At 57.2% G+C, this 16,684-nt stretch carries 10 protein-coding genes, 2 tRNA genes and 3 rRNA genes; 10 read left to right on the top strand and 5 right to left on the bottom strand.

The window, feature by feature from the left end:
- Nucleotides 1-79: 79 nt before the first annotated feature.
- The 4 genes from ABRP30_RS24580 to ABRP30_RS24565 form a co-directional block, all read right to left on the bottom strand.
- Nucleotides 80-766 carry an SDR family oxidoreductase gene (locus ABRP30_RS24580; protein WP_349976243.1) on the bottom strand — a complete coding sequence of 229 codons (687 nt, stop codon included), beginning with the start codon at nt 764-766 and terminating at the stop codon, nt 80-82.
- Between the two features lie 362 nt (nt 767-1,128).
- Nucleotides 1,129-1,713: a YigZ family protein gene (locus tag ABRP30_RS24575; RefSeq protein WP_267818945.1), complete on the bottom strand. Its 585-nt coding sequence runs from the start codon at nt 1,711-1,713 to the stop codon at nt 1,129-1,131.
- A 9-nt stretch (nt 1,714-1,722) separates the two neighbouring features.
- Complete coding sequence (locus ABRP30_RS24570; RefSeq protein ID WP_267818943.1) at nt 1,723-2,385, bottom strand: TetR/AcrR family transcriptional regulator; 663 nt, start codon at nt 2,383-2,385, stop codon at nt 1,723-1,725.
- A gap of 90 nt (nt 2,386-2,475) precedes the next feature.
- Nucleotides 2,476-3,393: a LysR family transcriptional regulator gene (locus ABRP30_RS24565; protein ID WP_267818940.1), complete on the bottom strand. Its 918-nt coding sequence runs from the start codon at nt 3,391-3,393 to the stop codon at nt 2,476-2,478.
- 118 nt (nt 3,394-3,511) lie between these two features.
- Here ABRP30_RS24565 and ABRP30_RS24560 point away from each other — a divergent pair, with 118 nt between their 5' ends.
- The 10 genes from ABRP30_RS24560 (at nt 3,512) to ABRP30_RS24515 (ending at nt 15,869) form a co-directional block, all read left to right on the top strand.
- Nucleotides 3,512-4,858 (top strand): aspartate aminotransferase family protein, encoded by a 1,347-nt coding sequence (locus ABRP30_RS24560; protein ID WP_349976242.1) that lies wholly within the window; start codon nt 3,512-3,514, stop codon nt 4,856-4,858.
- A gap of 73 nt (nt 4,859-4,931) precedes the next feature.
- A complete protein-coding gene (locus ABRP30_RS24555) occupies nt 4,932-6,425 on the top strand; it encodes a CoA-acylating methylmalonate-semialdehyde dehydrogenase (RefSeq protein ID WP_241806144.1) in 1,494 nt (497 codons plus the stop codon).
- A 561-nt stretch (nt 6,426-6,986) separates the two neighbouring features.
- A 16S ribosomal RNA gene (locus ABRP30_RS24550) occupies nt 6,987-8,523 on the top strand.
- Nucleotides 8,524-8,609: 86 nt separating this feature from the next.
- Nucleotides 8,610-8,686: transfer RNA gene (locus ABRP30_RS24545), tRNA-Ile, on the top strand.
- 26 nt (nt 8,687-8,712) lie between these two features.
- A tRNA-Ala gene (locus ABRP30_RS24540) sits at nt 8,713-8,788 on the top strand.
- Nucleotides 8,789-9,030: 242 nt separating this feature from the next.
- A 23S ribosomal RNA gene (locus ABRP30_RS24535) occupies nt 9,031-11,922 on the top strand.
- 134 nt (nt 11,923-12,056) lie between these two features.
- Nucleotides 12,057-12,172: ribosomal RNA gene (gene rrf, locus ABRP30_RS24530) — 5S ribosomal RNA — on the top strand.
- The 16S, 23S and 5S rRNA genes sit together here with 2 tRNA genes alongside, the layout of an rRNA operon.
- 134 nt (nt 12,173-12,306) lie before the next feature.
- On the top strand, nt 12,307-12,966 hold the full coding sequence (locus tag ABRP30_RS24525; RefSeq protein ID WP_267818936.1) for a paraquat-inducible protein A: 660 nt from the start codon (nt 12,307-12,309) through the stop codon (nt 12,964-12,966).
- Complete coding sequence (locus tag ABRP30_RS24520; RefSeq protein ID WP_267818934.1) at nt 12,953-13,576, top strand: paraquat-inducible protein A; 624 nt, start codon at nt 12,953-12,955, stop codon at nt 13,574-13,576. Before ABRP30_RS24525 ends, ABRP30_RS24520 begins: the two co-directional genes overlap by 14 nt.
- A complete protein-coding gene (locus ABRP30_RS24515) occupies nt 13,569-15,869 on the top strand; it encodes a PqiB family protein (RefSeq protein ID WP_267818932.1) in 2,301 nt (766 codons plus the stop codon). The genes ABRP30_RS24520 and ABRP30_RS24515 overlap by 8 nt, the downstream gene beginning before the upstream one ends.
- 392 nt (nt 15,870-16,261) lie before the next feature.
- Here the strand turns inward: ABRP30_RS24515 and rpsT are convergent, their stop codons facing one another.
- Entirely contained in the window at nt 16,262-16,540 is a 279-nt protein-coding gene (rpsT, locus tag ABRP30_RS24510; protein ID WP_003247625.1) for a 30S ribosomal protein S20, read from the bottom strand.
- Between the last annotated feature and the right edge of the window lie 144 nt (nt 16,541-16,684).

Here is a 16,684-nt window from a genome sequence, read left to right as displayed (position 1 = left end):
TGCCGCCATTCTACAGGGCCAGGCCGGGTATTGCGCCCGGCCTGGCCTTGCATTGTCTCAACCACCGATCAGGTCCGACTCACCAGACGAGCGATTCGCCTTTGTAGTTGATGAAGCGCAGCCCGCCGTTGCCACTTTGCGCCTTGATCTGTTCGAGCATGCCCCGGGTACTGGTGGGCACGTCGATTTCGGCGTTCTCGCCGCCCATGTCGGTCTTGACCCAACCCGGGTGCATGGCCAATACGCAAAGGTCAGGCCGCTGCAGGTCGACCACGAGGCTGTTGATCATCGAGTTCAGCGCAGCCTTGCTCGCCTTGTACAGGCAAATCTCGCCACCGTCGGGGATGGTCACGCTACCCAGGATCGAGCTCATGAACGCTAACACGCCCGAGCCTTCACGCACTTGGCCGGCAAGGCGCCGGGCAACGCGGATCGGCGCCACGGCGTTGGTCATGAACAGGTCGCCGATTTCATTGCGCTGTACGGTTTCCGGGTCCTGCGGTAGCGGCCCCATGACGCCGGCATTGATGAACACCAGGTCGAACACCTCGCCTTGCAGGCTCTCCTTCAGGCCATCGAGCTGTGCGGTGTCGTTCATTTCCAGCTGTTCGACGCGTACCCCTGGCACGTTATCAAGAGCGCTGGGTTTTTGCGGGTCACGCACCGTGGCCGTGATGTTCCAGCCGTCTTCGTGAAGGCGCTGCACCAGGCCAAGGCCAAGCCCGCGGGAGGCACCGATGATGAGGGCAGTTCGTGAAGTCGTCATAGGTACATTCCTGTCGCGGTAGGGAAAAGGATTTGAGCATACTGCAGACTGGCGTCATGCGCCGCATCACGCGTGGTCAAGAAATGATCAATAGTGTTTGGCCGTGCGGGCCCGGGGGCTTCGCTTGTTGGCTAACGGGTTATCCACAGGCTGTTCCACAGTTAATGTGCGCAAGATGCCAGGCGGCCTTGGTGATAGGGGGGGCATGACTGGGGATAACTCACCACGGCTCAGCCGACCGAGCCTTTTATCCTACTATGATCAAAAAATGCTCAATGCTCTGCAGGCCATGAAGGGCGTGGCCTGCATCGGAGTGCCCCAAGCTTATCCACAGGCAGGCCCACAGTTGTTGTGGGCAAAGGTCAGCGGGCTTCCAAGAGGATGCGCCCGCGGCTGAGGTCGGCCAGTTGCTGTTGCAGCGCACCGGTGTGCGCCTCGCCGACCGCAATGTGCAGGTCCACCCCATTGGCGGTGAACCGCTCTTCCAGCACGAGTCCGTCGACTTCGGCCAGGCGCAGTTTGACCAGGGCCAGTTCGCTGAAGCTGCAGCTGCAGCTGTACTCGCTTCGTTGCACCAGCAGCCTTTTCGGCGCCTGCTGCAAGCACTTGTTGGCACCGCCACCATAAGCCCGGGCCAGGCCGCCGGTGCCTAGCTGGATGCCCCCGTACCAGCGGATCACCAATACCACGACCTGGTCACAGTCCTGGGCTTCTATGGCAGCCAGGATTGGCCTGCCGGCCGTGCCGCCAGGTTCGCCATCATCGCTGCTGCGATACTGCCCGCCCAGCTTCCAGGCCCAGCAGTTGTGGGTGGCAGCCAAGTCGCTGTGGCGTTCGATGAAACTCATCGCCTCGGTGGCGCTGGATATCGGGCCGGCGAGGGTGATGAAGCGGCTCTTGCGGATTTCCTCGCGAAACTCGCAGAGGTCGAGCAGGGTAGAAGGCATAAGTAGATGTCAGGCACTCGGCGTGATGCCGCACCCCTTGAGGATGATGTGGATAAGGTTGTTGCTCGCATCTTCCATGTCTTGCTTGGTCAGGCGGCTGCGGCCGGTAACCTGGCAGATCTGGGTGGCGAAGTCGGCATAGTGCTGGGTGCTGCCCCAGAGCAGGAATATCAGATGAACCGGGTCTACCGGGTCCATCTTGCCTGCTGCGATCCACGCCTCGAATACCGCCGCCCGGCCACGGAACCACTCGCGGTAGTCGGCGCTGAAGTACTCGGTCAGACAACTGCCGCCGCTGATCACCTCCATGGCGAATATCCGGGAAGCTTGCGGGTTGCGCCGGGAGAACTCCATCTTGGTGCGGATGTAATGGCTCAACGCAACGCCTGGATCGTCATCGATGCTCAAGGCGTTGAAGGTGCTGTCCCAGAGCTCGATGATGTTGCTCAACACGGCAATGTACAGACCGAGCTTGTTGGTGAAGTAGTAATGCAGATTGGCCTTGGGCAAGCCGGCTTTGAGCGCAATGGTATTCATGCTTGTGCCCTTGAAGCCATGGCGGGCGAATTCGTCTTCGGCGGCCTGGATGATGGCCTGTTCGTTCTTCTGGCGGATGCGGCCGGCGGGCTTGCCCGAGGCGGAAAGGCGATGCGCAGGGACTTCTAGGGTCATGGACGATTCCGTACAGGTCTGTGGCAACGGATGTCGGACAAGATTACCTTCCTGCGCTCAAGTAACAAGCATTAGCGTCACAAGCAGGCATCAGCGTGTCGCAGCCAGGCTCTCGAGGAAGCTTTCCAGCACAAGATTCGGCCGTCGCCCTTTGCGGGTTACCCAGCTCAGGCTCAGGTCATAGAAGCGCTGTGAGGGCTTGAGGGCGCGCAGCCGGCCTTGCTGGACCCAGAACGTGGCGTAGTGGTCGGGCAGGTAGCCGATGTAGCGGCCGGTAAGGATCAGAAATGCCATGCCCTCACGGTCCGACGCGCTGGCGGTGCAGTTCAGGGCCTGATAAAGCGCCTGGATTTCGGCGGGCAAACGGAAGGTCGGAGCGATCGCCTCCTGGCTGTTGAGGCGGGCTTCGTCGATCTGCTGATCGTCGGCATAGAACAGCGGGTGGCCGACCGCGCAATAGAGCAGCGAGCGTTCGCTGTACAGCGGCTGGTACTCAAGGCCCGATAGCGGGCTGGTTTGCGGCACCACGCCGACATGCAGGCTGCCATCGAGCACACCCTGCTCGACCTGGCTTGGGGCGATCATGCGGATCTGGATGCGTACCTCGGGGCCGCGATCCTTGAGCTCGGCCAATGCATGGGTGATGCGCATGTGCGGCAGGGTCACCAGGTTATCGGTCAGGCCGATGTTCAGTTCTCCGCGCAGGTGCTGGTGCAGGCCGTTGACTTCGGTGCGGAAGGTTTCCAGGGCGCTGAGCAGTTGCAGCGCCGAATGGTAGACCTCGCGGCCTTCCTCGGTCAGCGAAAAGCCGGCGCGGCCACGCTGGCACAGGCGCAGGCCCAAACGCTGTTCGAGGTCGTTCATCTGCTGGCTGATGGCTGAGCGGCCAATGCCAAGCACGTTTTCGGCAGCCGAGAAGCCGCCGCACTCTACTACGCTGCGGTAGATCTTCAGCAGGCGGATGTCGAAATCGCTGACTTGAGCGAGTGGGTCGGGGCGTCGGCTCATAAGTTTAGTCTTGCGCTACCTGAAGATTAGAAAAGTAGTCTTTTTCAGACTTTATCCACGTGCGAATTTAGCTGCAACAACATCCATCGTTGCCTATTCGTTTTTCGAGGAACCGCCGATGAACATGCCCGAAACCGCCCCTGCCGGTATCGCAAGCCAGCTCAAGCTGGATGCGCACTGGATGCCTTACACCGCCAACCGCAATTTCCATCGCGACCCACGCCTGATCGTGGCGGCCGAAGGTAATTATCTGGTCGATGACAAAGGGCGCAGGATCTTCGATGCCTTGTCGGGCCTTTGGACCTGCGGTGCCGGGCATACCCGCAAGGAAATCACCGAGGCGGTGGCGCGTCAGCTTGGAACGCTGGATTACTCGCCTGCTTTCCAATTCGGTCATCCACTTTCGTTCCAGCTGGCCGAGAAGATCACCGCGCTGACCCCTGGCGACCTGAATCACGTCTTCTATACCAACTCCGGTTCCGAGTGCGCCGATACCGCGCTGAAGATGGTCCGTGCCTACTGGCGCCTGAAGGGCCAGGCCACCAAGACCAAAATCATTGGCCGAGCCCGCGGTTACCATGGCGTGAACATCGCCGGTACCAGCCTGGGTGGCGTAAACGGCAACCGCAAGATGTTTGGCCAACTGCTGGACGTCGACCATTTGCCGCACACTGTGCTGCCGGTCAATGCCTTCTCCAAAGGCCTGCCGGAAGAGGGCGGCATCGCCCTGGCAGATGAGATGCTCAAGCTGATCGAACTGCACGATGCTTCGAACATCGCAGCTGTGATTGTCGAGCCGCTTGCAGGTTCGGCGGGTGTTCTGCCGCCGCCTAAGGGCTACCTGAAGCGCCTGCGTGAAATCTGCACCCAGCACAATATTCTGCTGATCTTCGACGAAGTGATCACCGGCTTCGGCCGTATGGGCGCCATGACCGGGTCCGAGGCCTTTGGCGTGACCCCTGACCTGATGTGCATCGCCAAGCAGGTCACCAATGGCGCCATTCCGATGGGCGCAGTGATCGCCAGCAGCGAGATCTACCAGACCTTCATGAACCAGCCGACCCCGGAATATGCTGTGGAATTCCCCCACGGCTACACCTACTCGGCCCACCCGGTTGCCTCTGCTGCGGGTATCGCCGCGCTCGATCTGCTGCAAAGGGAAAATCTGGTGCAGTCGGCCGCCGAACTGGCACCGCACTTCGAGAAGCTGCTGCACGGCGTCAAGGGCACCAAGAACATCGTCGACATCCGCAACTACGGCTTGGCCGGCGCGATCCAGATCGCGGCCCGGGATGGCGATGCCATTGTGCGTCCGTATGAAGCCGCGATGAAGCTGTGGCAAGCCGGCTTCTACGTACGCTTCGGCGGCGATACCCTGCAGTTCGGCCCAACCTTCAACACCCAGCCGCAGGAACTGGACCGCCTGTTCGACGCGGTCGGTGAGGCGCTGAACAAGATCGACTGATCTTTCTGATTCTGACGTAAGGCGCGCGAGCTGTTAGCGCGCCAGCATCAACCTTCTTTATCTGGAGTTTTGCATGAGCATTGTTCAGCACCTGATCCACGGCGAGCTGGTTTCCAAGGGCGAGCGCACCGCCGATGTCTTCAACCCGTCCACCGGCCAGGCCGTGCGCAAGGTCGAACTGGCCAGCCGCGCGACCGTGCAGGAAGCGATCGACTCTGCCAAGGCAGCTTTCCCTGCCTGGCGCAACACCCCCCCGGCCAAGCGCGCCCAGGTGATGTTCCGTTTCAAGCAGCTGCTGGAGCAGAACGAGGCACGCATCTCGCAGATGATCAGCGAAGAGCATGGCAAGACACTGGAAGACGCTGCGGGCGAACTGAAGCGCGGTATCGAGAACGTCGAGTTCGCCTGTGCGGCACCTGAGGTGCTCAAGGGTGAATACAGCCGTAACGTCGGCCCGAACATCGACGCCTGGTCCGACTTCCAGCCGCTGGGTGTGGTCGCCGGTATTACGCCGTTCAACTTCCCGGCCATGGTTCCCCTGTGGATGTACCCGTTGGCCATCGCTTGCGGTAACGCCTTTATCCTCAAGCCGTCCGAGCGTGACCCAAGTTCCACCCTGTACATTGCCCAGTTGCTGCTGGAGGCCGGCCTGCCCAAGGGCATCCTCAACGTGGTGCACGGTGACAAGGAAGCCGTGGACGCGCTGATCGAGGCGCCGGAAGTTAAAGCGCTGAGCTTTGTGGGTTCGACCCCGATCGCCGAGTACATTTATGCCGAAGGTACCAAGCGCGGCAAGCGCGTCCAGGCACTGGGCGGGGCGAAGAACCATGCAGTGCTGATGCCCGATGCCGACCTGGACAACGCGGTCAGCGCACTGATGGGCGCGGCCTACGGTTCGTGCGGCGAGCGTTGCATGGCTATTTCGGTGGCGGTGTGTGTGGGCGACCAGGTTGCCGATGCGCTGATCGCCAAGCTGGAGCCGCAGATCAAGGCGCTGAAGATCGGTGCTGGCACCTCTTGTGGCCTGGACATGGGGCCGCTGGTGACTGCCGCAGCCCGTGACAAGGTAGTGGGCTACATCGATGAAGGTGTTGCTGCTGGCGCCAGGCTGGTGGTGGATGGCCGTGGTTTGCGTGTGGCGGGTAATGAAGATGGCTACTTCGTGGGCGGCACTCTGTTCGACAAGGTGACGCCAGAAATGCGCATCTATAAAGAAGAGATTTTCGGCCCAGTGCTGTGCGTGGTGCGCGTGAACAGCCTGGAGCAGGCCATGCAACTGATCAACGATCACGAGTATGGTAACGGGACCTGCATCTTCACCCGTGATGGTGAAGCGGCACGCCTGTTCTGTGATGAGATCGAAGTGGGTATGGTTGGCGTGAACGTGCCGCTGCCGGTGCCGGTGGCCTACCACAGCTTTGGCGGCTGGAAGCGCTCGCTGTTTGGCGACCTGCATGCTTATGGGCCGGATGGCGTACGCTTCTATACCCGTCGCAAGGCGATTACCCAGCGGTGGCCGCAACGTGCGAGCCACGAGGCGTCGCAATTTGCCTTCCCTAGCCTTTAAGACGTGAGAAGCGCAGCGGGGAGGCCGTCAGGCCTCCCCGCTTTGTTTTGCAGCGATTGTGAAGTTTATTGGAATTAAGCCTTGACGCGTTCTCGAATCCCCTTATAATGCGCCCCACTTCCAGCGTAGTCGGAACGAGAAACTCCTTGAAATTCAATGAGTTGCTTAATCCAGGTAGTGCTGGAGGTGCTTCGGTCATCTGATCGATAGCGGTTGAAATGGTGGTTGACAGCGCTTTTAAACGCTGTATTATTCGCCTCCCGCTACGAGAGATCGAAGCGAGCCAAGTGTTTGAAGCTAAACGAGTTTCTCGCAAAAAACTTCAAAATAAACGCTTGACAGGCTCTGAGGAAAGCGTAGAATGCGCGCCTCGGTTGAGACGAAACGCTCTTAACCAAACGCTCTTTAACAAATCGAATCAAGCAATTCGTGTGGGTGCTTGTGAGTACGGACTGATAGTCAAAAAGATTATCAGCATCACAAGTGACCATGCGAGAAATCACATAGTCATTTGAGATTGCTGAGCCAAGTTTAGGGTTTCTTAAAAACCCAAGCAGTATTGAACTGAAGAGTTTGATCATGGCTCAGATTGAACGCTGGCGGCAGGCCTAACACATGCAAGTCGAGCGGATGACGGGAGCTTGCTCCTTGATTCAGCGGCGGACGGGTGAGTAATGCCTAGGAATCTGCCTGGTAGTGGGGGACAACGTTTCGAAAGGAACGCTAATACCGCATACGTCCTACGGGAGAAAGCAGGGGACCTTCGGGCCTTGCGCTATCAGATGAGCCTAGGTCGGATTAGCTAGTTGGTGGGGTAATGGCTCACCAAGGCGACGATCCGTAACTGGTCTGAGAGGATGATCAGTCACACTGGAACTGAGACACGGTCCAGACTCCTACGGGAGGCAGCAGTGGGGAATATTGGACAATGGGCGAAAGCCTGATCCAGCCATGCCGCGTGTGTGAAGAAGGTCTTCGGATTGTAAAGCACTTTAAGTTGGGAGGAAGGGCATTAACCTAATACGTTAGTGTTTTGACGTTACCGACAGAATAAGCACCGGCTAACTCTGTGCCAGCAGCCGCGGTAATACAGAGGGTGCAAGCGTTAATCGGAATTACTGGGCGTAAAGCGCGCGTAGGTGGTTTGTTAAGTTGGATGTGAAAGCCCCGGGCTCAACCTGGGAACTGCATCCAAAACTGGCAAGCTAGAGTACGGTAGAGGGTGGTGGAATTTCCTGTGTAGCGGTGAAATGCGTAGATATAGGAAGGAACACCAGTGGCGAAGGCGACCACCTGGACTGATACTGACACTGAGGTGCGAAAGCGTGGGGAGCAAACAGGATTAGATACCCTGGTAGTCCACGCCGTAAACGATGTCAACTAGCCGTTGGAATCCTTGAGATTTTAGTGGCGCAGCTAACGCATTAAGTTGACCGCCTGGGGAGTACGGCCGCAAGGTTAAAACTCAAATGAATTGACGGGGGCCCGCACAAGCGGTGGAGCATGTGGTTTAATTCGAAGCAACGCGAAGAACCTTACCAGGCCTTGACATGCAGAGAACTTTCCAGAGATGGATTGGTGCCTTCGGGAACTCTGACACAGGTGCTGCATGGCTGTCGTCAGCTCGTGTCGTGAGATGTTGGGTTAAGTCCCGTAACGAGCGCAACCCTTGTCCTTAGTTACCAGCACGTTATGGTGGGCACTCTAAGGAGACTGCCGGTGACAAACCGGAGGAAGGTGGGGATGACGTCAAGTCATCATGGCCCTTACGGCCTGGGCTACACACGTGCTACAATGGTCGGTACAGAGGGTTGCCAAGCCGCGAGGTGGAGCTAATCTCACAAAACCGATCGTAGTCCGGATCGCAGTCTGCAACTCGACTGCGTGAAGTCGGAATCGCTAGTAATCGCGAATCAGAATGTCGCGGTGAATACGTTCCCGGGCCTTGTACACACCGCCCGTCACACCATGGGAGTGGGTTGCACCAGAAGTAGCTAGTCTAACCTTCGGGAGGACGGTTACCACGGTGTGATTCATGACTGGGGTGAAGTCGTAACAAGGTAGCCGTAGGGGAACCTGCGGCTGGATCACCTCCTTAATCGACGACATCAGCCTGCTGATGAGCTCCCACACGAATTGCTTGATTCTTTGTATAAAGACGATGCTGTAACGCGACCCTGTTATAGGTCTGTAGCTCAGTTGGTTAGAGCGCACCCCTGATAAGGGTGAGGTCGGCAGTTCAAATCTGCCCAGACCTACCAATTACTTGGTGCGGCCTAGAAAATACGGGGCCATAGCTCAGCTGGGAGAGCGCCTGCCTTGCACGCAGGAGGTCAGCGGTTCGATCCCGCTTGGCTCCACCACTCTTTCAGGTTGTACAGCTTTCAGAACTTAGAAATGAACATTCGGTGATGAATGTTGATTTCTGGCTTTTGTCAGATCGTTCTTTAAAAATTCGGATATGTGATAGAAATAGACTGAACACCAGTTTCACTGCTGGTGGATCAGGCTAAGGTAAAATTTGTGAGTTCTGCTCGAAAGAGCAACATGCGAATTTTCGGCGAATGTCGTCTTCACAGTATAACCAGATTGCTTGGGGTTATATGGTCAAGTGAAGAAGCGCATACGGTGGATGCCTTGGCAGTCAGAGGCGATGAAAGACGTGGTAGCCTGCGATAAGCTTTGGGGAGTCGGCAAACAGACTGTGATCCAGAGATCTCTGAATGGGGGAACCCACTCAGCATAAGCTGAGTATCTTGTACTGAATACATAGGTGCAAGAGGCGAACCAGGGGAACTGAAACATCTAAGTACCCTGAGGAAAAGAAATCAACCGAGATTCCCTTAGTAGTGGCGAGCGAACGGGGACCAGCCCTTAAGTTGATTTGAGATTAGTGGAACGCTCTGGAAAGTGCGGCCATAGTGGGTGATAGCCCCGTACACGAAAATCTCTTATCAATGAAATCGAGTAGGACGGAGCACGAGAAACTTTGTCTGAACATGGGGGGACCATCCTCCAAGGCTAAATACTACTGACTGACCGATAGTGAACCAGTACCGTGAGGGAAAGGCGAAAAGAACCCCGGAGAGGGGAGTGAAATAGAACCTGAAACCGTATGCGTACAAGCAGTGGGAGCCTACTTTGTTAGGTGACTGCGTACCTTTTGTATAATGGGTCAGCGACTTATATTCAGTGGCGAGCTTAACCGAATAGGGGAGGCGTAGCGAAAGCGAGTCTTAATAGGGCGTTTAGTCGCTGGGTATAGACCCGAAACCGGGCGATCTATCCATGGGCAGGTTGAAGGTTAGGTAACACTGACTGGAGGACCGAACCGACTACCGTTGAAAAGTTAGCGGATGACCTGTGGATCGGAGTGAAAGGCTAATCAAGCTCGGAGATAGCTGGTTCTCCTCGAAAGCTATTTAGGTAGCGCCTCATGTATCACTGTAGGGGGTAGAGCACTGTTTCGGCTAGGGGGTCATCCCGACTTACCAAACCGATGCAAACTCCGAATACCTACAAGTGCCGAGCATGGGAGACACACGGCGGGTGCTAACGTCCGTCGTGAAAAGGGAAACAACCCAGACCGTCAGCTAAGGTCCCAAAGTCATGGTTAAGTGGGAAACGATGTGGGAAGGCTTAGACAGCTAGGAGGTTGGCTTAGAAGCAGCCACCCTTTAAAGAAAGCGTAATAGCTCACTAGTCGAGTCGGCCTGCGCGGAAGATGTAACGGGGCTCAAACCATGCACCGAAGCTACGGGTATCACCTCTGGTGATGCGGTAGAGGAGCGTTCTGTAAGCCTGTGAAGGTGAGTTGAGAAGCTTGCTGGAGGTATCAGAAGTGCGAATGCTGACATGAGTAACGACAATGCGAGTGAAAAACTCGCACGCCGAAAGACCAAGGTTTCCTGCGCAACGTTAATCGACGCAGGGTTAGTCGGTCCCTAAGGCGAGGCTGAAAAGCGTAGTCGATGGAAAACAGGTTAATATTCCTGTACTTCCAGTTATTGCGATGGAGGGACGGAGAAGGCTAGGCCAGCTTGGCGTTGGTTGTCCAAGTTTAAGGTGGTAGGCTGAGATCTTAGGCAAATCCGGGATCTCAAGGCCGAGAGCTGATGACGAGTTGCCTTTAGGCGACGAAGTGGTTGATGCCATGCTTCCAAGAAAAGCTCCTAAGCTTCAGATAACTGGGAACCGTACCCCAAACCGACACAGGTGGTTAGGTAGAGAATACCAAGGCGCTTGAGAGAACTCGGGTGAAGGAACTAGGCAAAATGGCACCGTAACTTCGGGAGAAGGTGCGCCGGTGAGGGTGAAGGACTTGCTCCGTAAGCTCATGCCGGTCGAAGATACCAGGCCGCTGCGACTGTTTATTAAAAACACAGCACTCTGCAAACACGAAAGTGGACGTATAGGGTGTGACGCCTGCCCGGTGCCGGAAGGTTAATTGATGGGGTTAGCGCAAGCGAAGCTCTTGATCGAAGCCCCGGTAAACGGCGGCCGTAACTATAACGGTCCTAAGGTAGCGAAATTCCTTGTCGGGTAAGTTCCGACCTGCACGAATGGCGTAACGATGGCGGCGCTGTCTCCACCCGAGACTCAGTGAAATTGAAATCGCTGTGAAGATGCAGTGTATCCGCGGCTAGACGGAAAGACCCCGTGAACCTTTACTATAGCTTTGCACTGGACTTTGAATTTGCTTGTGTAGGATAGGTGGGAGGCTTTGAAGTGGGGACGCCAGTTCTCATGGAGCCATCCTTGAAATACCACCCTGGCAACTTTGAGGTTCTAACTCAGGTCCGTTATCCGGATCGAGGACAGTGTATGGTGGGTAGTTTGACTGGGGCGGTCTCCTCCCAAAGAGTAACGGAGGAGTACGAAGGTGCGCTCAGACCGGTCGGAAATCGGTCGTAGAGTATAAAGGCAAAAGCGCGCTTGACTGCGAGACAAACACGTCGAGCAGGTACGAAAGTAGGTCTTAGTGATCCGGTGGTTCTGTATGGAAGGGCCATCGCTCAACGGATAAAAGGTACTCCGGGGATAACAGGCTGATACCGCCCAAGAGTTCATATCGACGGCGGTGTTTGGCACCTCGATGTCGGCTCATCACATCCTGGGGCTGAAGCCGGTCCCAAGGGTATGGCTGTTCGCCATTTAAAGTGGTACGCGAGCTGGGTTTAGAACGTCGTGAGACAGTTCGGTCCCTATCTGCCGTGGACGTTTGAGATTTGAGAGGGGCTGCTCCTAGTACGAGAGGACCGGAGTGGACGAACCTCTGGTGTTCCGGTTGTCACGCCAGTGGCATTGCCGGGTAGCTATGTTCGGAAGAGATAACCGCTGAAAGCATCTAAGCGGGAAACTTGCCTCAAGATGAGATCTCACTGGGATCTTGAATCCCCTAAAGGGCCGTCGAAGACTACGACGTTGATAGGTTGGGTGTGTAAGCGCTGTGAGGCGTTGAGCTAACCAATACTAATTGCCCGTGAGGCTTGACCATATAACACCCAAGCAATTTGCTGCTGCAGATTGTGGTGGTGAAGATGATACGAACCGAAAGTTCGCAACGAACCACAAATATCGCATATCCGGATTCGCTGGGCTGTCCATCTGGACATTCTGGCTACAGAATTTCTTGACGACCATAGAGCATTGGAACCACCTGATCCCATCCCGAACTCAGTAGTGAAACGATGCATCGCCGATGGTAGTGTGGGGTTTCCCCATGTGAGAGTAGGTCATCGTCAAGATTCATTTCGCAAAACCCCTATCTGCGCGAGCAGGTAGGGGTTTTGTCTTTCCGGCTCTGTTGCTCGAAAGTCGGCTCCCACATTTCGAGCTGTATCACTAGAATAGAGCCCACGTATCTATTCAGAACCTCGAGATGCCCAACCCAGTCGAAACTCAAGCGCTAGAGCAGTTGCCGCTGGACGAGTTGGTCGCGTGCCATGAATGCGACCTGCTGATGCGCAAGCCCCAACTGCAACACAATGAGAAGGCCCAGTGCCCCCGCTGTGGTTATGAGCTGTACGCTCACCGGCACAACGTAGTCAACCGCAGCCTGGCACTGGCGCTGACCGCGCTGTTGCTGTTCGTGCCTGCCAACTTCCTGCCGATCATGCAGTTGCACCTGCTTGGCCAGACGTCAGACGACACGGTGTGGAGTGGCGTGCTGGGCTTGTACAACTCCGAAATGCGCGGTGTCGCTGTCGTGGTGTTCCTGTGCAGCATGGCGGTTCCATTTCTCAAACTGATGTGCCAGCTCTTGGTGCTACTGAGCATCCGCCTGAACGTTGGGCGTAGCTATGGGCTGCTGATTTATCGCATTTATCATCATTTGCGAGACTGGGGCATGCTTGAGGTCTACTTCATGGGCGTGCTGGTCGCCATCGTGAAACTGGTCGACCTTGCCGAGCTGACCATAGGGCTAGGGTTGTTTTGCTTCATCAGCCTGTTGCTGATCCAGGTTTGGCTTGAAGTGGTGATGTCTCCACACCAGATCTGGAGTGCGCTGTCGGGGGAGGATCTGCATGCGGGCGATTGATGCGGGCATTGTGGTCTGCAATGAGTGTCATGAACTGAATCGACAGGATCCCGAGAGCAAGTCGCAGGCCTGCACGCGCTGCGGCGCGATTGTGCATGCGCGTCGGCCCAACAGTATCGTCCGTACCTGGGCGCTGCTCATCGCTGCCTCGATCCTCTACATACCTGCCAACGTGCTGCCGATCATGACTGTCAGTACATTGGGGCAGGGCAGCCCGGACACGATCATGTCCGGCGTCATTACGCTGCTCAAGCATGGCATGGTGCCCATTGCCGCAGTGGTGTTCATTGCCAGTATTCTGGTGCCCACCTTCAAACTGGTGGGCATCGGTTTGTTGTTGTATTCGGTGCAGCGCCGCCAGCCGTTGTCAGCGCGGCAACGCATTTTGATGTATCGGTTCATCGAGTTCATAGGACGCTGGTCAATGCTGGACATCTTCGTCATCGCCATCTTGGTGGCGGTGGTGAATTTCGGCCGTATTGCCAGTGTCGAAGCCAACTTGGGCGCTGTCGCCTTCGCTACTGTGGTGATTCTCACGATGCTCGCTGCTTTAACTTTCGATCCCCGACTGATTTGGGATAACACGGAGTCGGATGACGACCATGAGTGACATGCCAACGGCTAAAACCCGGCCCGCCTCCAACTGGTCGGCCATCTGGATTCTGCCGCTGATCGCTTTGATGATTGGAGGGTGGCTGGCCTGGCAGGCCTACCGTGATGCGGGTGTAGAGATCGAAGTTCGTTTCGAGAGCGGTGAGGGTATCGTCGCCAACAAAACCGAAGTCATCTACAAAGGCATGCCTGTGGGCAAGGTCAAAAGCCTGGTGCTCGATGCCGAGGGTGAAAACCAAGGTGTCATCGCCACCATCGAGATGAACAAAGATGCAGAGCCTCACCTGACCAAGGGCACACGCTTCTGGCTGGTCAAGCCCAGTGTCACGCTCGCAGGTATCTCGGGTCTGGAGACCTTGGTGTCAGGCAATTACATTGCCGTCAGCCCGGGTGAAGGTGAGCGAACCAAGCGCTTCAAGGCATTGAAGGTGGCGCCACCGCTTTCGGACAGCGAACCGGGCCTGCACCTTACGCTCAAAGCAGACCGCCTGGGCTCGCTCAACCGTGACAGCCCTATATTCTACAAGCAGATCCAGGTTGGCCGGGTAAAGAGCTATCGCCTGTCAGAGGACCAGAGCACGGTCGAGGTCAAAGTGTTCATCGAGCCGGCTTATGCCAGCCTGGTGCGCAAACATACGCGCTTCTGGAATGCCAGCGGCATCAGCATCGATGCCGGGCTGTCGGGGGTAAAGGTACGCAGCGAGTCCCTCTCCAGCATCGTTGCGGGTGGCATCGCCTTCGCTACGCCGGAGCACCGCAAGGATAGCCCGCCAACCGACCCGAGCCTGCCGTTCCGCTTGTACGAAGACTTCGATGCCGCCCAGGCGGGTATCCGTGTGAAGGTCAAGCTGAGCGACTATGAGGGCCTGCAGGCGGGGCGCACCCCGGTCATGTACAAAGGTATTCAAGTCGGTTCGCTGAAGGCCCTGAAGATGGAGGACAACCTCGGCAGCGCAATGGCTGAACTGACCCTGGACCCCCTGACCGAAGACTATCTCGTCGATGGCACGCAGTTCTGGGTGGTCAAGCCTTCCATTTCCCTGGCGGGTATCACAGGCCTGGAGGCCTTGGTGAAGGGTAACTACATTGCCATCCGCCCCGGTGAAAAGGGGGCCGCCCCGCAGCGCGAGTTCGAAGCAAGGGCCAAGGCACCGCCGCTGGACCTCAAGGCGCCTGGGCTGCACATGGTGCTGTTCGCCGATACGCTGGGCTCGCTGGAGGTCGGCAGCCCGGTGATGTATCGCCAGGTCAAGGTGGGTAGCGTGCAGAGCTACCAGTTTGCCCGCAACAGCAGCCGCATCCTGATCGGAGTGCACATCGAAAAAGAGTACGAGAACCTGGTCAATGGCTCTTCTCGCTTCTGGAACGTCAGTGGCATCACCCTCACCGGTGGCCTGTCGGGCATCAAGATAAAGAGTGAGTCGCTGCAGACCCTGATGGCTGGTGGTATCGCCTTTGACACGCCAACGCCGAACGTACCGCTCAAACGTCATATTCCAAGGTTCCGCCTGCATGAGAGCCAGGAGGCGGTAAACCGTGCCGGCACCCTGATTACCATCCGTGTAGATCGTGCTGACGGCCTCAAGCCGGGCACGCCCATCCGTTTCCGTGGCCTGGATGTTGGCAGTATCGAGAGTGTCGACCTGACCAAGGACCTGCAGGCTGTGTTGCTGCGCGCACGTATCACCGAAGCGGCAGACCGCATCGCCCGTGCTGGCACGCAGTTCTGGGTGGTCAAACCGGCCCTTGGCCTGGTGCGTACCGAAAACCTCGATACCCTGATTGGCGGGCAGTACCTGGAAGTGCAGCCGGCTGTGAAGGACAAAGGCCCGCAGCGTGATTTCATCGCCTTGGCTGACGCGCCTGAGGTCACCGGGGTGGAAGTCGGCCTGCCTTTGACGCTTAGCGCGCCGCGCAGGGGGTCGATCAAGCCGGGCGTGCCGGTGACCTACCGCGAGGTCGCGGTGGGTAAGGTAACGGGCTTCGAATTGGGGCAGACGGCCGACCGCGTGCTCATTCACATCCTGATCGAGCCGCGCTATGCCGCACTGGTGCGCGGTGGCAGCCGGTTCTGGAATAGCAGCGGTTTCGGTTTCGATTGGGGCCTGTTCAAAGGCGCCACGGTACGCACCGAGTCGCTGGAGACCCTCATCGACGGTGGGATTGCCTTCGCCACGCCCGATGGCGAGCAGATGGGCAATCCGGCGCGGCCGCAGCAGACCTTTGCCTTGTTCGACAAGCCTGAGGACGCCTGGCTACAGTGGGCCCCGAAGATTCAGATCGCCAAGTAGGGAAGGGGCCGCGCTGCGGCCCTCATTGATTGAATGAAGCAACCGTTTTGCCCACTTTCTAAAAGCCGGCGCAGTCCATGTGGGAGCCGGGCTTGCCGGCGATGGGCCGCAAAGCGGACCCAGATGCTCGCTGATCCCGACGAGCGTGCAGCTCCGTTATGGGGGCTGTTGCGCAGCCCGTCGCCGGCAAGCCGGCTCCCACCTCGACCGTGCAGTTCTTCAGGTCTGGGCTTTACCTGAGCAAGCAACGGTCTTACCCATTTCTAAAGCTCGGCGCAAATCCCTGTGGGAGCCGGCTTGCCGGCGATGAGGCCACAACAGGCGACACAAGCATCACCAAATCGCAGGCAATAAAAAACCGACCCTAGGGTCGGTTTTTCGACAAGCGTCGCTTAGGCAGCTGCAGCTTCTTTCAGCGCCTTGATGTGGCCATTCAGACGGCCTTTGTGGCGAGCAGCTTTGTTCTTGTGGATGATACCTTTGTCGGCCATACGGTCGATTACAGGTACAGCCAGAACGTAAGCGGCTTGCGCTTTTTCGGCGTCTTTTGCGTCGATGGCTTTGACTACATTCTTGATGTAGGTGCGGACCATGGAACGCAGGCTGGCGTTGTGGCTGCGACGCTTCTCAGCCTGTTTTGCACGTTTCTTGGCGGAAGGTGTGTTGGCCACCGTCGAGCTCCTCGAAAGACTTTAGGTAAATAGCAAACAAAATAGGCCGCGAATCATGCCGATCAGTTGAGCGGATGTCAAGGCCACCTGCAGGGTTCCGCCGAGCGGTGCACCAACAGGAGGGAAATATTCCTTTCTGCTGCA

This window comes from Pseudomonas sp. WHRI 8519, assembly GCF_040224055.2.
GTDB classification, from domain to species: domain Bacteria; phylum Pseudomonadota; class Gammaproteobacteria; order Pseudomonadales; family Pseudomonadaceae; genus Aquipseudomonas; species Aquipseudomonas putida_X.
The sequence above is the reverse complement of the archived record's forward strand: the minus strand, read 5'-3'. Positions and strand labels throughout refer to the sequence as shown.